Below are 18,005 nucleotides of genomic sequence, written 5' to 3'. Positions count from 1 at the left end.
TTCTATCAAGTCGATAGCCATTAAAATATCAGATAGATATTTTTTGCTCTTTTCCGTCATAGATTAAAATTTTTGTTGAATCGATGCTTTCTCTAAGAATAGGGTTTTTAATTGAAGTGTTTGTTAATAAATCGACTTTCCGCTGAAAGAACTGTTCAAACTTATCCCAGATGTTCATCAAGTCTTCTCCCCGTTCAATCGGGTCATCATTATCAATTTCGATCAATAAGTCTATATCGCTCGAATCTTCATTAAACTGGTCAGTTATTGAAGAACCGAAAGCATATAAGTTTTTCACATTATGTGACTTACATAATGATAAGAAATCTGCCATTTTATATTTTATAGACTCTCTCAAATTCATATTGCTAATATAACTTATTTTTTTTGAATTGTTTCTTCATCAGCTTACTACCCACGGTTAAGGGCTTGGCGTAGTAGGGTGCTATGGGCATTGCAAATGCGGGGGAGACAATAAATAGGTACTCATTGCAAACGAGCACCAGAGGGGTGGTATTTTTGGCAGGCAGAACATGTAATACTACAGTGCAATTAATGGGACACATCATATAGCCGGGAAAAGGCTGTTGTAAACGGGCACCAGAATTATCAGTAAGGATTATGGGGAATAAACGTATTCTCATATTCATGCTTTATTGATATATTTGAAGGGCCAATCTTTATTGAAAATTTACATGACAGCATTGACCGTATACAAAGATGAATACTGTATTTCAACTGAAAAGGCAAAACTGGATGTTGATTCGATTCATAAATTTTTATCAACCAAAGCATACTGGTGCTTAAATATTCCTAAAAATAAAGTTCAAACCGCAATACAACATTCACTTTGTTTTGGTGTTTATCTCCATGAAAGACAAATAGGCTTTGCGCGAATAATCTCTGATTTTTCTACCATCGCCTATTTAGGTGATGTTTATATTCTGGAGAATCACAGAGGAAACGGACTTTCTAAATGGCTCATGGAAGTGATTATGAATTATCCGGACCTGCAAGGATTGAGGCGGTGGATTTTACTTACCGGGGATGCACATGAACTATACCGAAAGTTCGGATGGACCGACCTTGCAGATCCTTATGTATGGATGGAGCTACACCACAAAAACATCTATTCTCAATAGCAGTGATTTTTTTTTCAATTGTACCACCGGTGGTGTAATGAAGTAGGTCCGTCTCCAATCTTTCTGCCTGTTACCGTATTTTCTATTTAATTTAGCTTACCAGTTTTATAAATGTCGGGTACATCTCTTTTGTTTGCCCGTTCCTCGTTTTAATTGCAAAGGCAACCGGTAAAATCATGTTTATGACATACAAGGCCAGGAACACATACAAGAATTCCATTCTTATACCGTAACGCAAAATAACAATGATATGCCCAATGATAGCAAGGCCAATACATATTGTCCAGGTAATCTGAAAGTTTAATACGTTTGCCCCGATTTCTTTTAGCCCTATAATCTTGTCTTTTTTAGTAAGCCATAAGATTAGTGGCAGTATAATGTTACCTAGTGGTATTGCTAAAAAAGTCAATACGGAAAGGTGGAAGTAAACCAGGTATTTCCTGTCTGTATGTTTTCCATAGTCTAAAACATCTTCTACATTTATTTCCAGCACTTCACAAATGAGGCTCAGGGTTTTTCCCCGAGGTTCATTTTGATTGTTTTCTATACGCTGAATGGTCCTTAAATTTACTTTGGCCGCCTCGGCTAATTCTTCCTGTGAAAGCCCTTTCTTTTTCCTGCTTTCTTTGATCTTTAATCCAATTTCGTTCATAATTTGTACAAATTGCTAGCCACAAATCTATTCCCGAATATAGTATTTTGATAACGGTTTTAGTACGACATTTTTGCGACATCTTTGTGAATATGCATCACTAATGAGGTAATTTCTACCTGGTTTAACTTATTGTGCTCCGTGTTTACTTACGGATCTATTCTAAATATTCACTTAAATCAGAAAGGTTTGCATTGGCATTCAATATTTTTCCATTTCGGTCTATCCATATGTACCTGGGTATGGCTTTTATTTGAAAATGCTCTGCAAAGGAACTTTGAAAGCCATTGGTAACATATAATTTTAAGCTTCCGGGAACATCTAATTTTCTAATGTTTTCTTTAAAACCTGTGGTATCTTCATCTACTGAAACCGAAATAACAGTTAATTGGTCTTTATATTTATTTTCCAGGGCCTTAACTTCCGGAAATTTGACAATACAGGGTTTACACCAGCTTGCCCAGATGTCTAAAAGAATCATTTTGTTAAAATTGTTTACGTCAAAATTAAAATCATTCCATGATTGATCTTTAAATGTGAATTCCGGTACAACCGCTCCTTGTGCATAGGCCCTCTTTTTGTTTTGGGATAAATCATACCGCAACATTAATGTATTGTATGCTTCTTCATTTAATGCTGCTTTGTATTTATTGAACATCTCCCTCGGTGGTGTCAAATTCAATGAATCGGGAAAATGTTCAAACTCTAATGGGTAATATTTCAGGTCGTTATAAATTAACATAGATTTTATGGGCTGTGGAAAATACTCCGAGATAATATTCCCTCTTAAAATATAAAGTTCCTGCTCTTCTCTTACTTCATTCAATTTTTCACGATATTTTTTCTTCAGAAAGTACTCAACACCCCTTTTTCCGTAAAATGACTTTAAAAAGGAAGATTCTAAATACGGTTTCATCGCTTGAAAATCGATCAAATCTTTATTAAAATACTGAAAAAACAGACTGTCTCTTTCCGAACTGTCTTTCCGGTTTATATAATCCAGATATACTATATTCTTAAAGGCTCTGCTCTCTGTTAATTGCAGGTTATAAAAGTGTTTGTTTTCTTTTTCTGTGATGTAGTTGGCCAACAATTTATCTTTGGTCTTAAAATAATCGTCTACCTGGTTTTTGAAATCATTAAAGGGATTATTGTAGTCCCATGCTTTACTTTTCAGGTCTGCATTGGACAGGGCCTCTTGCATAAATTGGTTTTCTTGTTTTGATGTTCCTTCGAAAACGTAGCTGTTATTTTCTTTTGATATTTTTAAATGTTCCGAGGGTTGAACATATAGTTGAAGTACTTTACCCTGTAATTGAAGATATAGATATTGGGGCCTTTTAATGGATAAATTTATTTTTCGTTCATCTGGTTTGTTTATAAGAATGGTGTCGTAATCATCCACAAAATTCTCGGAAAAGCTTGTAATTACCACTTGTTGGGGATATTCTTTTATGAAATCCAATTCTATACATTCTGATTTTTCTGCTTTTTGACAACCGGAAAGAAAAATAATAGAGATAATGAATATTTTAAATCTTCTCATTTTGTCGGTTTTTTATATTGTACAAGCCGGGAACGGTGGGTACTCGTAGCAAGTGAACCCCGGGGAGAATCAAGATCGGTCATTCCTGTTTATTTCATCAATTTATCTAATGTAGTATAGAAATCGTCTGATTCTCCTTCGAAAACTCCAATAATTTTTTTCTCTTTGTCTATAATAACTTTAGTAGGATAGTTCAGAACTGCATATTTTAATGAGGCATCTGAAGCCGGGGCAGCTCCATTTAATAGTTGTGTCCATATATGAACACCATGTTGTTGAACTGCTCGTTTCCATCTACCTTCTTTATCCATACATGCGATCCCTACAAATTCTACGCGGCTTTTATACTTTTTGTGATATTCTTTCATCCTGGGAAAACCTTTTATACAGGGCAGGCACCAACTGCCCCAAAAATCTAATACTACGTACTCCGCATTGGAACGATAGAGATTAAACTGGTTGCCTTCTATGTTTTTTAATGTAAAGTCCGGTGCCCTTTTACCTTCTGAAATTTCTCCTTGTTCTTTCCTTTTTTGTTTTTGGTCTAAATATTCTAAACGGGCAATTTCATGGTCAATGAACGATTTAAATACCCCATTACGAACCTCATGGGTAAACTTTTGATGGTTTTGATGTAATTTGCCGTAATGGAGCGACAGGTAAACAGAAATATCTTTATCGGGATTATTTTCAATATATCGGAGATCAATATCATTTATTAATTTACGGGTATTGTTGATTGTATTGCTTACTTTTTCTATTTCTGTGTTTTTTGCTTTAAGGAATCGTAATGTATCCCGTATTAAATAATTTTTATCGTTTTGTATTATATAGGGTAACTTATCCTTCCTTAGGGTACTATATTCTCTACTGATGCGGGACCCTTTGACCGTATAATCTATATAATACTTTTCGGCTTTACCTTCTATTTTTATTTTGTCTTCCGGGGACACCTGTAAAAAAATTGTTTTGGTACTGGCTCTTCTTTCACCACCACCGGGTTTTTTATATCTGCCATGTACAGGGGTTATCTCCATTATTATCGGATTGTTTACTTTATTGTTATAAATAAATTTATCATTTTCAGCAAAAATCGTATCCTTTGTATAACGCAGGTTCGTTTTATGCTTTCCTATAAATGGTTTGGACAAATCAACATATTCAATGAGTATGGTATCATTGCCAAGCCCCTCTATATGTGCCTCAATTGTGTTTTTTTGAGTGCAAGAAAAAAGGGATACGACGACTAAAAGTGAAATGGAACGGGTTATCGATCTGGACATCATTGGAGTTTTTTTGGATCATATTTTTTAAAAAGGGCGTTGCAAACGCCCAGGGACGATGGGCACTCATGGCAAACGGGCGCCAGAGCGGATAGTTTTGTGGGTTATTGTATGCCTGATTGGAGTTTCTCTGTAAGGATGTCTCTTAACCGTTCGGGTTTAACATTTCGCGCTATAATTTTGCCTTCCTTGTCAAGTAATACGTTATACGGTATGGTAGTGAGATGATATTTTTCATCTGTCTCATTGAGGGAATCTATGACTTGTATCCATTGGAGTTCATCTTCCTGTATGGCGGTTTTCCATTTGTCCGGGTCTTTGTCTATGGAAACACCCAGGATTTGGAAACCATCCTTATGAAAAGCATTGTAAACTTTACGTAAACCGGGATTCGTTTGCCGGCATGGACGACACCAGGACGCCCAAAATTCATAGAGAACATAATTGCTCCGTAATGAATCGCTATCCACTAATTTTCCATCGGGATCGGGAAGTATAATTTTAGGCGGGGTTTTTCCTATATCCAGTACCCTTCTCCTGTTAATGATATTTTTAATGGTTTTCAAATCCTTTTTATCCTGGTAAGCCGTATCCATTTGCTCCAGTAGATATTGCATCTGATCACTGTCCGGGTATCCGTGAAAATTACTTAGAGAGGCAAGTTTCTTACCGCTCAATACCGATTGCGGATTGTTTTTTATAAACTCCAATAGGTTTTTGTAGAGTATGGTTTCTTTTATGCTGTCGTTTTTTTCTTTATAAAAGGTATCCTCCATTCTGGCATCGAAATTTTCCTTTAGTTCCTGGCTGGCAGAACCACTGATGCTATCCATATCGAAACCTTTGATCTCTGATCCGTTGTACCGGAACTTACGATATTCAAGTGCAATGTTTATAGTACTGTTTTCAAGCATAAACGGGGATACCGTCATACCTTCTCCTGATTTGGGTGACCCGGGAAGTAAATAGGCTTCGAGTGGCTGCGGGACTTTTCCTTTAAAGCGGAACGAAGCATTTTCTACAAGGGCACTGTCTACGGTATTATTATAGTCGAGGTAAATATAGCCTTTGTAGTTATCGCTAATTGTACCTGTTATCAAAAACCCGGGGGTTTCTTTGTTTTTCTGACAGGCTAAGAGCACGGAAAAGAAAAGTATTAAAGCAGGTTTGCGTAGTGTTGGTTTCATACGGGTGTGTTTTTGTGTTTTTCGAGGAAAGAACTGTGCTAAAACCGTGGTAAAATAAAGGGGCCAGACTGTTTTCCTACAACAATATACTTCCTTTCGCCATAACATCCAACATTTTATGACTGCTTAACAAAAACAACAAAAGCCCCGGCGCGGGGCTTTGGGGAGGTTTTTGAGATGGATATTTACAAGGAATAATAGAGGTTTTCGGGGAGTGCCCGGGACAATAGGCACCCGTTGCAAACGAGCACCAGGGGGAAGCATTACGATTATTTTGATGCTTTATTATAAGCTATAGCCAGATATTCTTTGAAAGATTCAAATGTCTTTTTAGATGGGTTAACAACGCAAACCCAATACATAGAGCTATATACCGGATGTGGTAATATCTTATCTTCTTTAGTAAAATCTATGTCTGAATCCAAATAGGCGCCAACTCCTTTTTTCTTCGGGATATCTTTAAACAGGGTTTCATATTGTTTTTTGTCAATACCCACGTTGAAGCGATAAAATCCGTCCCGGTCTAAATCGGATACATTGTCATATTCGTTATCGGATGTAATGATTGTTGCAAATGGCATTTTAGCACTCTTATCAGGCATAAAAAAGGTGTCTTCGCCTGACTTCATAATATTGATCCCTTCAAAGTTTTCGATAATATAATCTTTTATTTCTTCTGGTCTCATTCTTAGTTTTTTCGGATGAAGACACAAAAATACTTAATGTCATTAATTTACCATCCTTTCAATAACTTTTAAATAAATAGTTTTTGTATAAGCAGATGAAGAGTACATAAGCCGGGAAACTTGTGATTGTCGGGGCTTTGCTGTCTTATTTATTTTTGTACAATTCTATCACTCGTTTCAGGTCTGTTGAATTGTTGATCTCATAAAAATAGTTAAGTTGCCATTTTTGAGCTTGTTCTGCTTGCTTGTTGTGGGTAACGTCCCAGGAAGGATAAACTCTAAAGGCTCTTTTTCCTTCTTTTTTGTCGGTTGAAATTATTTCCTTTTTGATGAGCGCGGATTTGGGGAATACAAATTGCCCCATCTGTTTTTTGGTTTGAACGTTTACAACATAGAAATCTATGGGATCTGTCTCATGAAATGGTTCAATAGGGCCCTTTCCGTTCCGTTTCCAGAATGTTACAAACTGCCCGGCTTTTTTAGGTGTTGTTTTTGCATTTCTGCAAATAATATTCCGCTCGTTAAGTTGAAATTGACAGGCTTCGTAGTCTTTACTTTCCGGTTCGTTTTTAAATCCGGAAATCTGAAGTGCGCATTTGTCGTAAATCATTTTTTTAATCCCGGCAAGTTCACTATTGACCATTTTCTGCATCGGTTTGTTCTTCTATTATCGTTTTTTCCTACTGCTATCTAAACGGACGAAAAGCATTTGGTTATAAAGGACTTACAAGGCAGAGGACTCTCAGTCTAATGCGTTACAAACGCAGAAACAATGGGTACTCGTTGCAAACGAACACCAGGGGGTCCTGTTCTTGTTCATTTTTTGGCAAGTTTTATAAGTGCTTTAATATATTTATAGTTGCCCCGTTGGGATCTTTTACGAAAAAGCGCCTTACGCCCCAGGGTTCATTGGTAATAGGATATACGATTTCCCATTCCTGGTTTTTCGCTCTTTTATAGAGTTGATCTACATCAGATACTTCTACGGACAGGAATATGGCGGTGTTGTTCAGCGTTTCTTTTTTGGTATTCTCAAAAACGGATATCTGTGCCGTAGGATTTTCCTTTGAAGCAAAGGTGAGTATCCAGCCCATGTCCATAACGAGTTCCATTTCCAGGAATTGGGTGTAAAACTGTTTGCTCTTTTCGAGGTTATCGGAATATATGTTGGGTACGATCCTGCGGATGGGTGTGTTGCTTTCCATTTTAAGATTTCTCAGCTATTTATTTGATCTTAATAGTTCCGTTTCTGTATAAATCCAAGGCATCGTTCAGCAATAACTGTATGGTTTTCATTGGTAGGTCTTTATCGGGATTTATTCTGAAGATCTTCATCCGGGAACGGTTGCCTTCTTCCAGTTCTGCGTGGTTAAGGTATCTCCCTTCTACCATTAAAATGTATGGTTCGTTTGTTTTTTTGTCTGTCCACAGGTAGCAAAACATCTTATTCTTATAGCAGAAGCAAGGCATCCCCCATTTTTGGGTTTCGGTTATGTTTTCGTCCTGCTTCAGAATAATACTGCGCAGGGTAAGTAAACAGCTTTTGTTGGGTTCGTTTTTGTTCAGATAGTAATTGTCCAGTTTTTCGCGGGTCATTTTATATTGTGTTTTAGTAGTCATTATCTACTATTTCTTATTTCAAATATCACATTGTCTTCATTGTTTTTGTCCATTTTACCGGGAATACACTTGAAGTTATTTCTTTCCAATAGTGTTTTAGAACTGTTATTTTTTCTGTGTGTATAGGCTTCAATCACCTCAACACCCAGGTTGTTAAAGGCAAATTCAATGATACTTTTCAAGGCTTCACTCATAAAACCTTTTCCCTGGAATTCGGAACTTAAATCGTATCCGACTTCTGCTATTTTTCTGTCTTTTGAAAAATTCCACAGGCAGATGCTCCCCATCATTGTCGGGTCTCCTTTTATGGATATGCACCAATAGTAAAAAGTCTTATGGTCTGTTCCAAAGTTAATTTTTTCTATGAATTCGAGTGCTTTTTCTTTGGATTCGGCTTTTGGCCTTTTCACAAATTTGTTTATCGTTTTGTCTGTACGCAGGTAGGAGATCATTGCCCAATCGGATTGTTCTAATCGTCTTAAAAAAAGGCGTTCTGTTCGTATTGCAGGAAAGCAGTTTTCGTTCATCTTGTTATTTGAATTTGAAAATAACTTAACGCGAATTAAAACAAGATTCAAATCCCTGATTATTATATAATCAAAGAGCACTATAAACCATCAGTTAAAGCCCTTTCGCAAAAGCTGAGGATGACAATTTACCACCATTTTATTTATTTTCAAATAAATAGTTTTGGTTCTCCTTACTTATACCCTATTATCTGATGGGGGCAGAAAACGATGGAATCCGCTTATCCTGACGAGGAAACATGGTTACCTTTGCACAAACATCTAACCGCAAAAGGCAATGGTCATCCGGAAAGGAAAGAAAGAGGATTCTGAAGTTATAGCTGCTTATATTATGTTGGCTATGGAAGACATTACGTATAATATTATCGGGGAAAGGAATGCGGAAAAGGCTACCGGTTTCCTGGAAAACCTGGCAGGCAGAAAGGGTAACCAGTACTCTTATGAAAATTGCTGGATAGCGGAAGATGCGGGTGAAATAACGGGGGCTGCCATCGTTTATGACGGGGCATTGCTGGACGTGCTGCAAAAGCCTGTTGCCGATGAGGTAAAACTGAGGTTTGGTCGGGATTTGACTATGGAAAAGGAAACGCAGCCGGGCGAGTTTTATATAGATTGCATTGGTGTAAACCCGGCTATGCAGGGTAAGGGGATCGGGTCCGGGATACTGGAATTTCTGATTGCGGAATATGTGTTAAAGCAAGGTCAGGTATTAGGGTTATTGGTAGATAAAGACAATCCGAAAGCTAAAAAACTATACCTGAAAATGGGCTTTGCTGTTGTGGGAGAAAAGACCCTGTCGGGGAAAAGGATGGAACATTTGCAGTGTGTGAGGTAGTTTAAAATTTTAGTAAAGCGGAGAATTAATGTTGTCTCGTTTTTATTATCCTCCGCTTAAATTTTGCTCTATTTTTATGGTCTAAAGCAACGAAACTCCGTTTAAATCGGTGGTAAGCACATCGCTCATATAATCGAAATAGGGACGTATGGTGCGGAAGGACTTATCTACTTCTTCGAGGAAGTTTTTGCTCAATACTTCTTTATCTGTAAAGTTTTTAGTGAAGATATACTGCTTTTTCTTAATGAGGTCTATGGCCTGATGTTCTTTATTAAAACCTTTGGGAGCTGATTTTACTTCGTCTCCCTTGAGCCCGCCCCAAACGGATTGCAGGGTTTTGTCGTTCATAATTTCCCGCATTTCGGAGTCGTCTGTTTCAAATTCTTTACGAATGCGGTTGAGGTCCTGTTTTTCCGGGTTCCAGAAGCCTGTGGCAATAAAGGAGTTTCCGGGTTCTATATGCAGGTAATACCCACCCCGGTATTCGGGCTTTTGCCTGTGAAACGTAATCCCGAAATGGGTTTTATAGGGTTCTTTGTTACCCGAAAAGCGTACATCCCTGTATATTCTGAATAGTTTTACATTGTCTACCGCATCGTGCGTTTTCATTATTTCGAAAAGGGTGTTTCCGGCACTTTTCACCTCTGCTTCTGCGGTTTTGAATCGTGTTTTGTTTTCATTAAACCAGTCGCGCTGGTTGTTATCTTTAAGGTCTTTGAGGAAAGTAAGAGTTTCTTTGGAGATCATTCTGATGGATTTTGTTTATCCAAATTTAGGAATTTAATTTTTTTTGGAATATAATAATATTACACCCTTACTTGCTCTTGCCCCGTAAAGAGCGGTTGCTTTCGCACCTTTTAATATTTTTATGTCTTTTATATCCTCTATTTTATATTGATTGAGCATGGCGGGTTTTACAGGGATTCCATCCAGTATAAGGAGTGGTTCATCGTTCAATGTATTGTATACCTTGCAGATAAGTATTTTAGTGCTGTCGGACCGGACTGATGCGGCATCTTGTTCTTTATCCTGAACTTTATTGGTTTTCGGCTCCAGTGTGTATTGCAATTCTTCCGCCATCAGATTTTTAACTTTTATATAGACATCCGAGGGCTGTTGTTGTGCAAAAATATTCAAGCCTGAAAAGCATATAAGGATTGAAAAACAAATTATTTTCATTGGGTTTTGCGTGTTTGTAACATTAAAAATACAGAATTTATTTTTGAGATCGGTACTGACTACGAACCAGAGATAAAAGAGATTATTTTTAATACGTTATTTCATAAAGCTTCAAAATATGATTAACGCTGTTTCCCACGTGGCAATATACTGGTGAAAAAGGATCATAAATAATGGGCCAACATTCGATCTCTTTTATTTTTGATGGTCTTACTCTCCAAAGGTTATCAGCTTTATTACCAAAAATTCCTTCTTCTGTCATGTATAAATCATTGACAAGAGTGTTTATATCCTGTACATGTATATTAACCACAATAAAATCTGCTATTTCCCGATCTTTCAAGAAGTGTATGAACCTTTTACTCTTAAGGCTTTCTCTGATAAAACGATCAATATCCGGATGCATGTAAAGAATCAATTTTCCAGGAACTGGGTCGATACTGCAAATCGTATAAAATAAGATGGTAAGAAATCTGGGGAAACTTCATCATTTTCGGTTTCCTTATATATTCCTCTTTCTGCTGGTATTATATCATTTTCTGTAGTAATAAAGAGTAAAGGCTCTATTGTCATCTGTTGTGCAAAAGAAGTCCCGGGACAAAGAAAAACAGATAATATAAGGAAGGCACAAAAAATAGATGGCTTTATCATCATAGTCATTTACCCTCATGACGAATTATTCAAAAAAATGTTACAGAAGTCTTAATTGCATTACAAATACTTTGTATACGAAGTACTTTAATCCTCTAAATAAAACCCGGCTACGCCTTCTATGATTTTATAGGAACCGTTTCTCATGAGATTGGTAAGTAAAACGATCGCCAGGTCGTCGTCGGGGTAGATAAAGAATGAAGCCCGCCCTCCGCCTATGGGAACAACTGCCGGGTGTTTTTCTCTTTGTACCACGGGCCATCCCAGTCCGTAGGCCGTAAAAATACCTCCAAAACCACCATACTTACCATTGTTCAGGGGCACCGGCTGCCACATGGTTTTTATTGTCTCCTTGTTTTTCAACAGTTTTCCTGTTTGCAGGGCTATAATCCATTGCGCCATTTCCCCGGCATTGGAGAATACGCCGGAATCTGTTCTTAAGGCGAGGGGGAATTCCTCGTGTAATTCTTGTAAACGATCTCCTTTCTTATACTCGCCCGAGACTTTGTCCTGGTAGTAATAGGAATATGTAGGGCTCTTGTTTTCTATAACATCGGAAGAATTGCTGTAAACGGTGGCGAACATCCCGGCGACGTCCCATTGATTTTCCTGAATGAATTGCCCGAAAGGTACACCGCTGCACTTTTCTATAACCTTACCCAGCAAGAGATAATTGGTACTTATATAGTTGAATTTTTCTCCGGGATTGCTTTTCAGGGGAAGTTTTTGTAACATCGCCCATGCAGTATCCATGTCCTTACCACCTACAAGACCGTTCGGCGCTTCGACATCGGGGAGGCCGGAGGTATGGCTCAATAATTGTTTTACGGTTATGTCTTGCCAATCACCAGGAAGATCCTTAAGGTGTCGGGATACAGGATCTGACAATTGAAGTTTGCCCTGTTCCATTAATTGCATTATAGCGGTTGATGTAAAGACCTTGCCTACGGAATTAATAGAAAAAACGGTGCTTTTCATAGCAGCCACAGAAAAAGGGAGATTGGCCAATCCTAATGCTTCCGAAAATACGATTTCATTGTTTTTGACTACGGCAAGCTGTAACCCCGGAATCTGGTGTTCCTTCATTTTATTTTGAAGATATTCATGGATTTCTTCTGCTTTCTGGGCTGAAGCAATACTACCCATAAGAGAAAATATAAGGAACAAAGGGTAATATATGTATTTCATTGGCTTTGGTATATTTTGAAAATACTCTGTTCGGGAGAAGTAAATATAATTATTTCCGTTTGAGCGAAAAGGTATGGAGATATTTTTTAGGGAAGTTTTTTAGATACTTTGTAAACGGGTACCAGAGGTTTTCCGTAACAATGCCCATATTATATTCACCAAATAGCCTAATTGTGACAGCAATATAACGAAAATCAGAAGCCGGGAAACGGTATATATCCAATGCATATATCTCATATATGCAAAGACATCTTCTTTGGGTAAACCCGAATCCACGAATTGCAAAATATAAAGAAAAACAGCACCTCCGATGGTAAATGCTATGTGAATGAAACTCAACCAGCTAAATAGTCTTCTTTCCAATTTCCACACTGCCCCAATATCCCAAACCTATAATGGCAAACACAAACGAAATTAGTATAGCCATATGTAAATATGCTATGACGTAATAGGTATCATGGATATTTATATCTAATGTTTCCTGAGGATGGAGAAACCCCAAGCCCATGATTACGGGAATCATCCACCAGAAAACAAGGTACGGTCTTTCCACTGGTTTGCACATAAAACTGTTTTGTATATGATGAAAATCGGGTAGGTTTTATGTTATGGCACTCTTATGTATTTTTCAATATTTATATGGTTTACTCCTAAGGCTTCGACTTTTTCAATTCCCTTAGTGGTCAGGGTATCTCCCTTGATTTCGTATTCAAGTTCGAAGCTGTTTCCCTCCCATTCCCTGACATTAAAGTATTCCAGGTGTTCGGTGTACTTATTTCCTTTGAGGGTGTACTTCCCTCCCCCGGCGACGAAGACTGCACTGCTGTCCTTCCCGTCGTTCAGATCGTGCCGTAAAAAGGCAAAGTGGGTATCGTTGATGATTTTGATCATCTCCTGGTCTTTAGTGTAATCGGTATGCACGGTATCTTTATCTTGTATGGTGGTCCCGGAAACGAGTTTCCAGGTTCCTTGTATGGAGGGCCCTTTTTCTTTTGTTGCGGTTGTACATGATTGCAGCATGGTCAATCCAGCGACAATACATAGATAGGTTTTTTTCATCGTTATGGTTTTGGTGGTTTATAGTAAAATCCTGTTTTTAATACTGAATTTGCAATGGCTTCTACCGGATGTACAAATTACTTTCCATAAGATATAAGGGTATGTAATACCATCATACCCCCCGGCTCCGCTATATGGAAATAAGGGTACAAATAAAATATAATTCCCGATGTACTTCTAATTTTCGCCGCTTTTTCTTACTTAAAAGGTGAAAAAGCCCGATATTTGTTAGAACATGGCCATCTTTCCAACTCACCTGCATTATTTTAATAACTAAAAATATTAGAAGCCATGAACTTTCGTATCCAATATTTCGTGTTTTTAGCCTTTTTGTTTTTTTCCTGCTCGGATGATGATAATGATTCTTCCGTAGATAATCCGCTCCTGAACAATTCTTATCCTCAGGAATGGAAATTATTCGAAATGACGCCCAGCAGACAGGACTCGGTTATTAGTGGAGAAGATATGGAATGGCAGGAAACTTATGTATTGAATGACGATGACACTTTTGTTAAGACCAGGGTGATGGATAATGATACCCTGACCGGTGAGGGAACATTTGTTATTGTACAGGATGGTGATCAAACAGGGGTGTCGCTTACTTACACGGATGATAGCAACCCCGTCATAGGAACCTGCTCCAACGACAATAAGGAATACCTGGGGATGGATGCGAAAGAAAATGTTTTGGTCAACAATTTGCAGGTATGTGACGGACCGGGCCTTTTTTATGAAATTTCAACGGAATGACCCAGGGATCATTCCTGGATTTGATCTCATGTAAAAAACATTTATTCGTATCTCAAATCCCGAAAGTTCCTGTTTCCGTTATAATCTTTTCTTTAATGTCTGCAAATCTCCCTGCCCGGGTCTTCCCGGTCACAAACCTGTGTATTAAGCATTTTACGGGGCATCCCTCCGGTTAAAGCCTCTTCCTGGGTTTAATCAGATTATAAAAATTCCCCTTCTTTTTTGTGAAAAACAGAAATCTTCCGGTTCAAATCTGATATTATTCTTCAAAAAAATGTATTTTAGTAGTCATATAGACTATAAGAAAATAGATGTATACATAAAATTCAAAAATTGCATAGTTTTTAAAAACCAACCAACCCATGAATAAGTCCAGCATATTCGGTATTCTTTTTTTACTCATACAGTTCCCGGCAATCATATCCGCACAAATCCGGCTTCCCCGTCTTATCAGTGACGGTATGGTCCTGCAACGGGACCGGGAAATAAAAGTCTGGGGGTGGGCTTCTCCCGGTGAATCCGTAAAACTTACGTTCGGGGATATTACCTATACCGCAAAGGCAGATAATAACGGCAATTGGGATATTACCCTCCCTTCACAAAAAGCCGGTGGTCCCTATGATATGGTATTTGAAGCAAGCAACCGGGTAGCGATACAAAACATTGTATTCGGGGATGTATGGATCTGTTCGGGACAATCCAATATGGAACTCCCTATGGCGAGGGTCCGCGAAAAATATGCGGAAATCGTCCGGCTGGCCGAAAATCCGGATATCCGGCAGTTCCTGGTGCCGGATCAATATGATTTTAAAAAGGAGAATAAAGACCTGGAAGACGGCGAATGGCAAAGTGCCACCCCGGAAACTATTCTCGACTTTTCTGCCGTAGCGTATTTTTTCGCATTGGAATTATATGAGCAATACCAGGTTCCCATAGGGCTTATCAATGCTGCCCTCGGAGGTTCGCCCGTTGAGGCCTGGATGAGTGAAGAAACCCTGAGAGAATTTCCTTACGCCTATGAAGAACTTCAAAAATTTAAGGATGACGCTCTTATTAAAAAAATAGAGACGGAAGACAGTACCCGTGCCGCCGACTGGTACCGGACCCTGAATGCCAAAGATCCGGGACTCGCAGAAAACAACTCCTGGAGCAGTCCGGAAACGGAAGATCAGGATTGGAACACCACGGAGATTCCCGGATATTGGAAAGAAGGTTCCGTAGGGAAGCACATAGGCACTGTCTGGTTCCGTAAAACGGTGGATATTCCGAAAAATATGACGGGTAAACCTGCAAGATTATCACTCGGGCGTATTATAGACCAGGATTATGTTTATATCAACGGGGAACAGGTGGGGACTACCGGTTACCAATATCCCCCGCGAAAATACGATATCGAAACCGGTGTACTGAAAGCAGGTAAAAATACTATAACCGTCCGGGTGGTATGTAATGCGGGGAACGGTGGTTTTGTCCCGGACAAACCGTATTATCTTGCTGTTCCCGGCGACACCGTAGATCTGAAAGGCACCTGGAAATACCGGACAGGCGCAACGATGCCCCGCGCACCGGGACAAACTTTTATACGCTGGAAACCGGGGGGATTATACAACAAAATGATAGCTCCCTTATTCAATTATTCCATAAAAGGGGTCATTTGGTACCAGGGGGAATCCAACACCGGAAACCCGGAAGGGTATAACCAAACTTTCCCTGCCATGATAGGAAACTGGCGAGAAGCATGGAAGCAGGGCGATTTTCCTTTCCTCTATGTTCAACTGGCAAATTTTATGGAAGAAACCGATACCCCGGTGGAAAGTAACTGGGCGGCATTAAGACAGGCACAATTAAATACTTTATCCGTCCCGAATACGGGAATGGCTGTTATTACCGATCTCGGTGAATGGAATGACATTCATCCTCTGAACAAAAAAGATGTTGGCAAGCGCCTGGCATTGCTGGCCAGGAAGATGGCTTATGGCGAAAAGACAATAACAGCTTCGGGACCTATTCCCGCGAAAGCAAATTTCAAAAAGGACCACGTAATTGTTACGTTTGATCATACCGGAAAAGGTCTGGTGACCCGTAATAACAAAGCCCCGGAGTATTTCGCGATTTCGGCGGACGGGAAAAACTTTATTTGGGCAAAAGCCGAAATAACAGGTAAAAATACCGTAAGGGTGTGGAACGCTGCGGTTTCTAATCCGGTAGTGGTACGGTACGCCTGGGCAAATAATCCGGCCACGGCCAACCTGTACTCGGAAAACGGGTTACCGGCAAGTCCTTTTGAACTCAAAAAGTAACTTTTTCATAATTCAAGAACCCCATCTTAGAAATAACCAAATCCATACGATTATGGACCGTGTATTTATTTCCCTGTTCAGCCTGTTTTACTTTTGCATCTATGCCCGGAACAACAATATCCGTAGATGTTTATGCTCCCGGCAGAAAGGTGATCAGTGATTAGCAGGAAAAGCTGTATTGTAAACTAACAATCGGTTTAGCCGCATAACACCGGCTTAGATCCGGAATTACTTCTTTTCAATCTAAATTAAGTACCTTAGCGACTGATTATCCATCTTTTACAACTAAAAGATCATTAAAAAAGGTACTTTTATGATACTTAAAACAAAACTGCCCCTGCCCGTTCTTTTTTTATTTATGTCCGCCTTATTGGCCTGTTCGGATACAAAGACCAAAACGGATACGGAATTTAAGATCGCCGTTAAAAAATCAAATTTATATGTTCGCATGGTAGGAAATACTGACGGACCACTCTTGATCAATTTGCATGGTGGTCCTGGTGCTTTTTCTGGATTTGACCATGAGTTCAATCGTATGTATCTGGAAGACGATTACCTGATTGCGTACCTGGATCAAAGGGGAAGTGGTAAATCGGATGTAGAAAAGGACTCTACCATGCTGAACATAGAGCAGTTTGTGAAGGACCTGGATGTCGTCGTAGATAGTTTAAAGAACAAATACAAAAACCGGCCTGTCAACCTCATCGGTTCTTCCTGGGGCGGTACTCTCGGATTATTGTATATGATAAAACACCAGGGGAAAATAAATACCTTTACCTGCGTTAGTGGAAAGGCAGATGGGGTATATCCCATTCTTGCTCTTGTCGAACATGAAAGGGAGCTTGCCGAAGAACTGCTGAAGAAATCGGATGATCCGGAAGAACAAGATCGTTACAGGAAAATTCTCTCCAGACTACAGGAAATAGAACAAAGTAATTTTGACCAGCTTTTTGAGGATGTAAATCTCCTGAAGCACACATTTCCGGAAGCACTGGGCTTCAATGTCTACTGGGCCAATGAGGAAGCCAGGAAAGAAGCGGTAGAACTCGGAAAAACTTCCGGGTATTACGAGAGGGCCCATTACACCAAAGCTGAATTTGATACGGCCATGCAAAAATTCGAATATGTGAACCGGGTATTCCGGAATACATCCGACTACAACAACCTGAACATCATTGATGAAATCGGGGTAATAACCAAGCCTATCCTCGTTGTTCAGGGCGAATACGATTATTCCATAGGTTTTAAACAGGCCAACAAGATCTACGCTGCCCTTAAAAAGGTGCCGGAAAATAAGAAAGAACTACACATTATACCAAATGCCTCCCATAACCTCAACATGGAAGCCGGGGAAGCTTATTTTGACATTGTAAAATCTTTTCTGGACAAATATAACTGAT

20 protein-coding genes are annotated in these 18,005 nt (G+C 39.0%); 5 read left to right on the top strand and 15 right to left on the bottom strand.

Annotated features, from left to right (window positions below; all coding sequences use genetic code 11):
- Positions 1-28: 28 nt before the first annotated feature.
- The gene (locus tag ACVBDY_RS10680) at positions 29-334 is read right to left on the bottom strand and encodes a nucleotidyltransferase family protein (RefSeq protein WP_447175470.1); all 306 of its coding nucleotides are present in this window, start codon (positions 332-334) and stop codon (positions 29-31) included.
- Positions 335-695: 361 nt separating this feature from the next.
- Here ACVBDY_RS10680 and ACVBDY_RS10675 point away from each other — a divergent pair, with 361 nt between their 5' ends.
- Entirely contained in the window at positions 696-1,142 is a 447-nt protein-coding gene (locus ACVBDY_RS10675) for a GNAT family N-acetyltransferase (protein ID WP_447175469.1), read from the top strand.
- A 91-nt stretch (positions 1,143-1,233) separates the two neighbouring features.
- Here ACVBDY_RS10675 and ACVBDY_RS10670 read toward each other — a convergent pair whose 3' ends face one another.
- The 9 genes from ACVBDY_RS10670 to ACVBDY_RS10630 form a co-directional block, all read right to left on the bottom strand.
- Positions 1,234-1,794: a magnetosome magnetite crystal formation protein family gene (locus tag ACVBDY_RS10670; RefSeq protein ID WP_447175468.1), complete on the bottom strand. Its 561-nt coding sequence runs from the start codon at positions 1,792-1,794 to the stop codon at positions 1,234-1,236.
- A gap of 157 nt (positions 1,795-1,951) precedes the next feature.
- Positions 1,952-3,340, bottom strand: a complete 1,389-nt coding sequence (locus ACVBDY_RS10665) for a TlpA family protein disulfide reductase (RefSeq protein WP_447175467.1) — start codon at positions 3,338-3,340, stop codon at positions 1,952-1,954.
- Positions 3,341-3,429: 89 nt separating this feature from the next.
- Positions 3,430-4,293 (bottom strand): TlpA family protein disulfide reductase, encoded by an 864-nt coding sequence (locus ACVBDY_RS10660; protein ID WP_447175466.1) that lies wholly within the window; start codon positions 4,291-4,293, stop codon positions 3,430-3,432.
- A gap of 434 nt (positions 4,294-4,727) precedes the next feature.
- Complete coding sequence (locus tag ACVBDY_RS10655; protein WP_447175465.1) at positions 4,728-5,810, bottom strand: redoxin domain-containing protein; 1,083 nt, start codon at positions 5,808-5,810, stop codon at positions 4,728-4,730.
- A gap of 269 nt (positions 5,811-6,079) precedes the next feature.
- Complete coding sequence (locus tag ACVBDY_RS10650; RefSeq protein ID WP_447175464.1) at positions 6,080-6,496, bottom strand: DUF6194 family protein; 417 nt, start codon at positions 6,494-6,496, stop codon at positions 6,080-6,082.
- A 145-nt stretch (positions 6,497-6,641) separates the two neighbouring features.
- Positions 6,642-7,148, bottom strand: a complete 507-nt coding sequence (locus tag ACVBDY_RS10645) for a MepB family protein (RefSeq protein WP_447175463.1) — start codon at positions 7,146-7,148, stop codon at positions 6,642-6,644.
- A gap of 181 nt (positions 7,149-7,329) precedes the next feature.
- Positions 7,330-7,701, bottom strand: a complete 372-nt coding sequence (locus ACVBDY_RS10640) for a VOC family protein (protein WP_447175462.1) — start codon at positions 7,699-7,701, stop codon at positions 7,330-7,332.
- Positions 7,702-7,720: 19 nt separating this feature from the next.
- Complete coding sequence (locus ACVBDY_RS10635) at positions 7,721-8,092, bottom strand: DUF1801 domain-containing protein (RefSeq protein ID WP_447175461.1); 372 nt, start codon at positions 8,090-8,092, stop codon at positions 7,721-7,723.
- A gap of 23 nt (positions 8,093-8,115) precedes the next feature.
- A complete protein-coding gene (locus ACVBDY_RS10630; protein ID WP_447175460.1) occupies positions 8,116-8,643 on the bottom strand; it encodes a GNAT family N-acetyltransferase in 528 nt (175 codons plus the stop codon).
- A 277-nt stretch (positions 8,644-8,920) separates the two neighbouring features.
- Here ACVBDY_RS10630 and ACVBDY_RS10625 point away from each other — a divergent pair, with 277 nt between their 5' ends.
- Positions 8,921-9,478: a GNAT family N-acetyltransferase gene (locus ACVBDY_RS10625; RefSeq protein WP_447175459.1), complete on the top strand. Its 558-nt coding sequence runs from the start codon at positions 8,921-8,923 to the stop codon at positions 9,476-9,478.
- Positions 9,479-9,559: 81 nt separating this feature from the next.
- On the opposite strand, the gene ACVBDY_RS10620 is transcribed toward ACVBDY_RS10625, so the two are convergent.
- From ACVBDY_RS10620 to ACVBDY_RS10600, 5 genes are all read right to left on the bottom strand, one after another.
- Complete coding sequence (locus tag ACVBDY_RS10620) at positions 9,560-10,225, bottom strand: DUF2461 domain-containing protein (protein WP_447175458.1); 666 nt, start codon at positions 10,223-10,225, stop codon at positions 9,560-9,562.
- Between the two features lie 33 nt (positions 10,226-10,258).
- Positions 10,259-10,558, bottom strand: coding sequence for a TonB-dependent receptor plug domain-containing protein (locus tag ACVBDY_RS10615; RefSeq protein ID WP_447175457.1), 300 nt, complete (start codon positions 10,556-10,558; stop codon positions 10,259-10,261).
- Between the two features lie 837 nt (positions 10,559-11,395).
- On the bottom strand, positions 11,396-12,496 hold the full coding sequence (locus tag ACVBDY_RS10610; RefSeq protein WP_447175456.1) for a serine hydrolase domain-containing protein: 1,101 nt from the start codon (positions 12,494-12,496) through the stop codon (positions 11,396-11,398).
- 343 nt (positions 12,497-12,839) lie between these two features.
- Positions 12,840-13,049, bottom strand: a complete 210-nt coding sequence (locus tag ACVBDY_RS10605; protein ID WP_447175455.1) for a hypothetical protein — start codon at positions 13,047-13,049, stop codon at positions 12,840-12,842.
- A 53-nt stretch (positions 13,050-13,102) separates the two neighbouring features.
- On the bottom strand, positions 13,103-13,555 hold the full coding sequence (locus ACVBDY_RS10600) for a lipocalin family protein (protein ID WP_447175454.1): 453 nt from the start codon (positions 13,553-13,555) through the stop codon (positions 13,103-13,105).
- Positions 13,556-13,846: 291 nt separating this feature from the next.
- Between ACVBDY_RS10600 and ACVBDY_RS10595 the strand changes: the two genes are divergently transcribed.
- From ACVBDY_RS10595 to ACVBDY_RS10585, 3 genes are all read left to right on the top strand, one after another.
- Positions 13,847-14,305, top strand: a complete 459-nt coding sequence (locus ACVBDY_RS10595; RefSeq protein WP_447175453.1) for a hypothetical protein — start codon at positions 13,847-13,849, stop codon at positions 14,303-14,305.
- A gap of 362 nt (positions 14,306-14,667) precedes the next feature.
- A complete protein-coding gene (locus ACVBDY_RS10590; protein WP_447175452.1) occupies positions 14,668-16,605 on the top strand; it encodes a sialate O-acetylesterase in 1,938 nt (645 codons plus the stop codon).
- A 313-nt stretch (positions 16,606-16,918) separates the two neighbouring features.
- Positions 16,919-18,004, top strand: coding sequence for an alpha/beta fold hydrolase (locus ACVBDY_RS10585; RefSeq protein WP_447175451.1), 1,086 nt, complete (start codon positions 16,919-16,921; stop codon positions 18,002-18,004).
- Position 18,005 lies beyond the last annotated feature (1 nt).

The organism is Sinomicrobium halophytocola, assembly GCF_052983395.1.
This window is presented reverse-complemented; position numbering and strand designations above follow the sequence as displayed.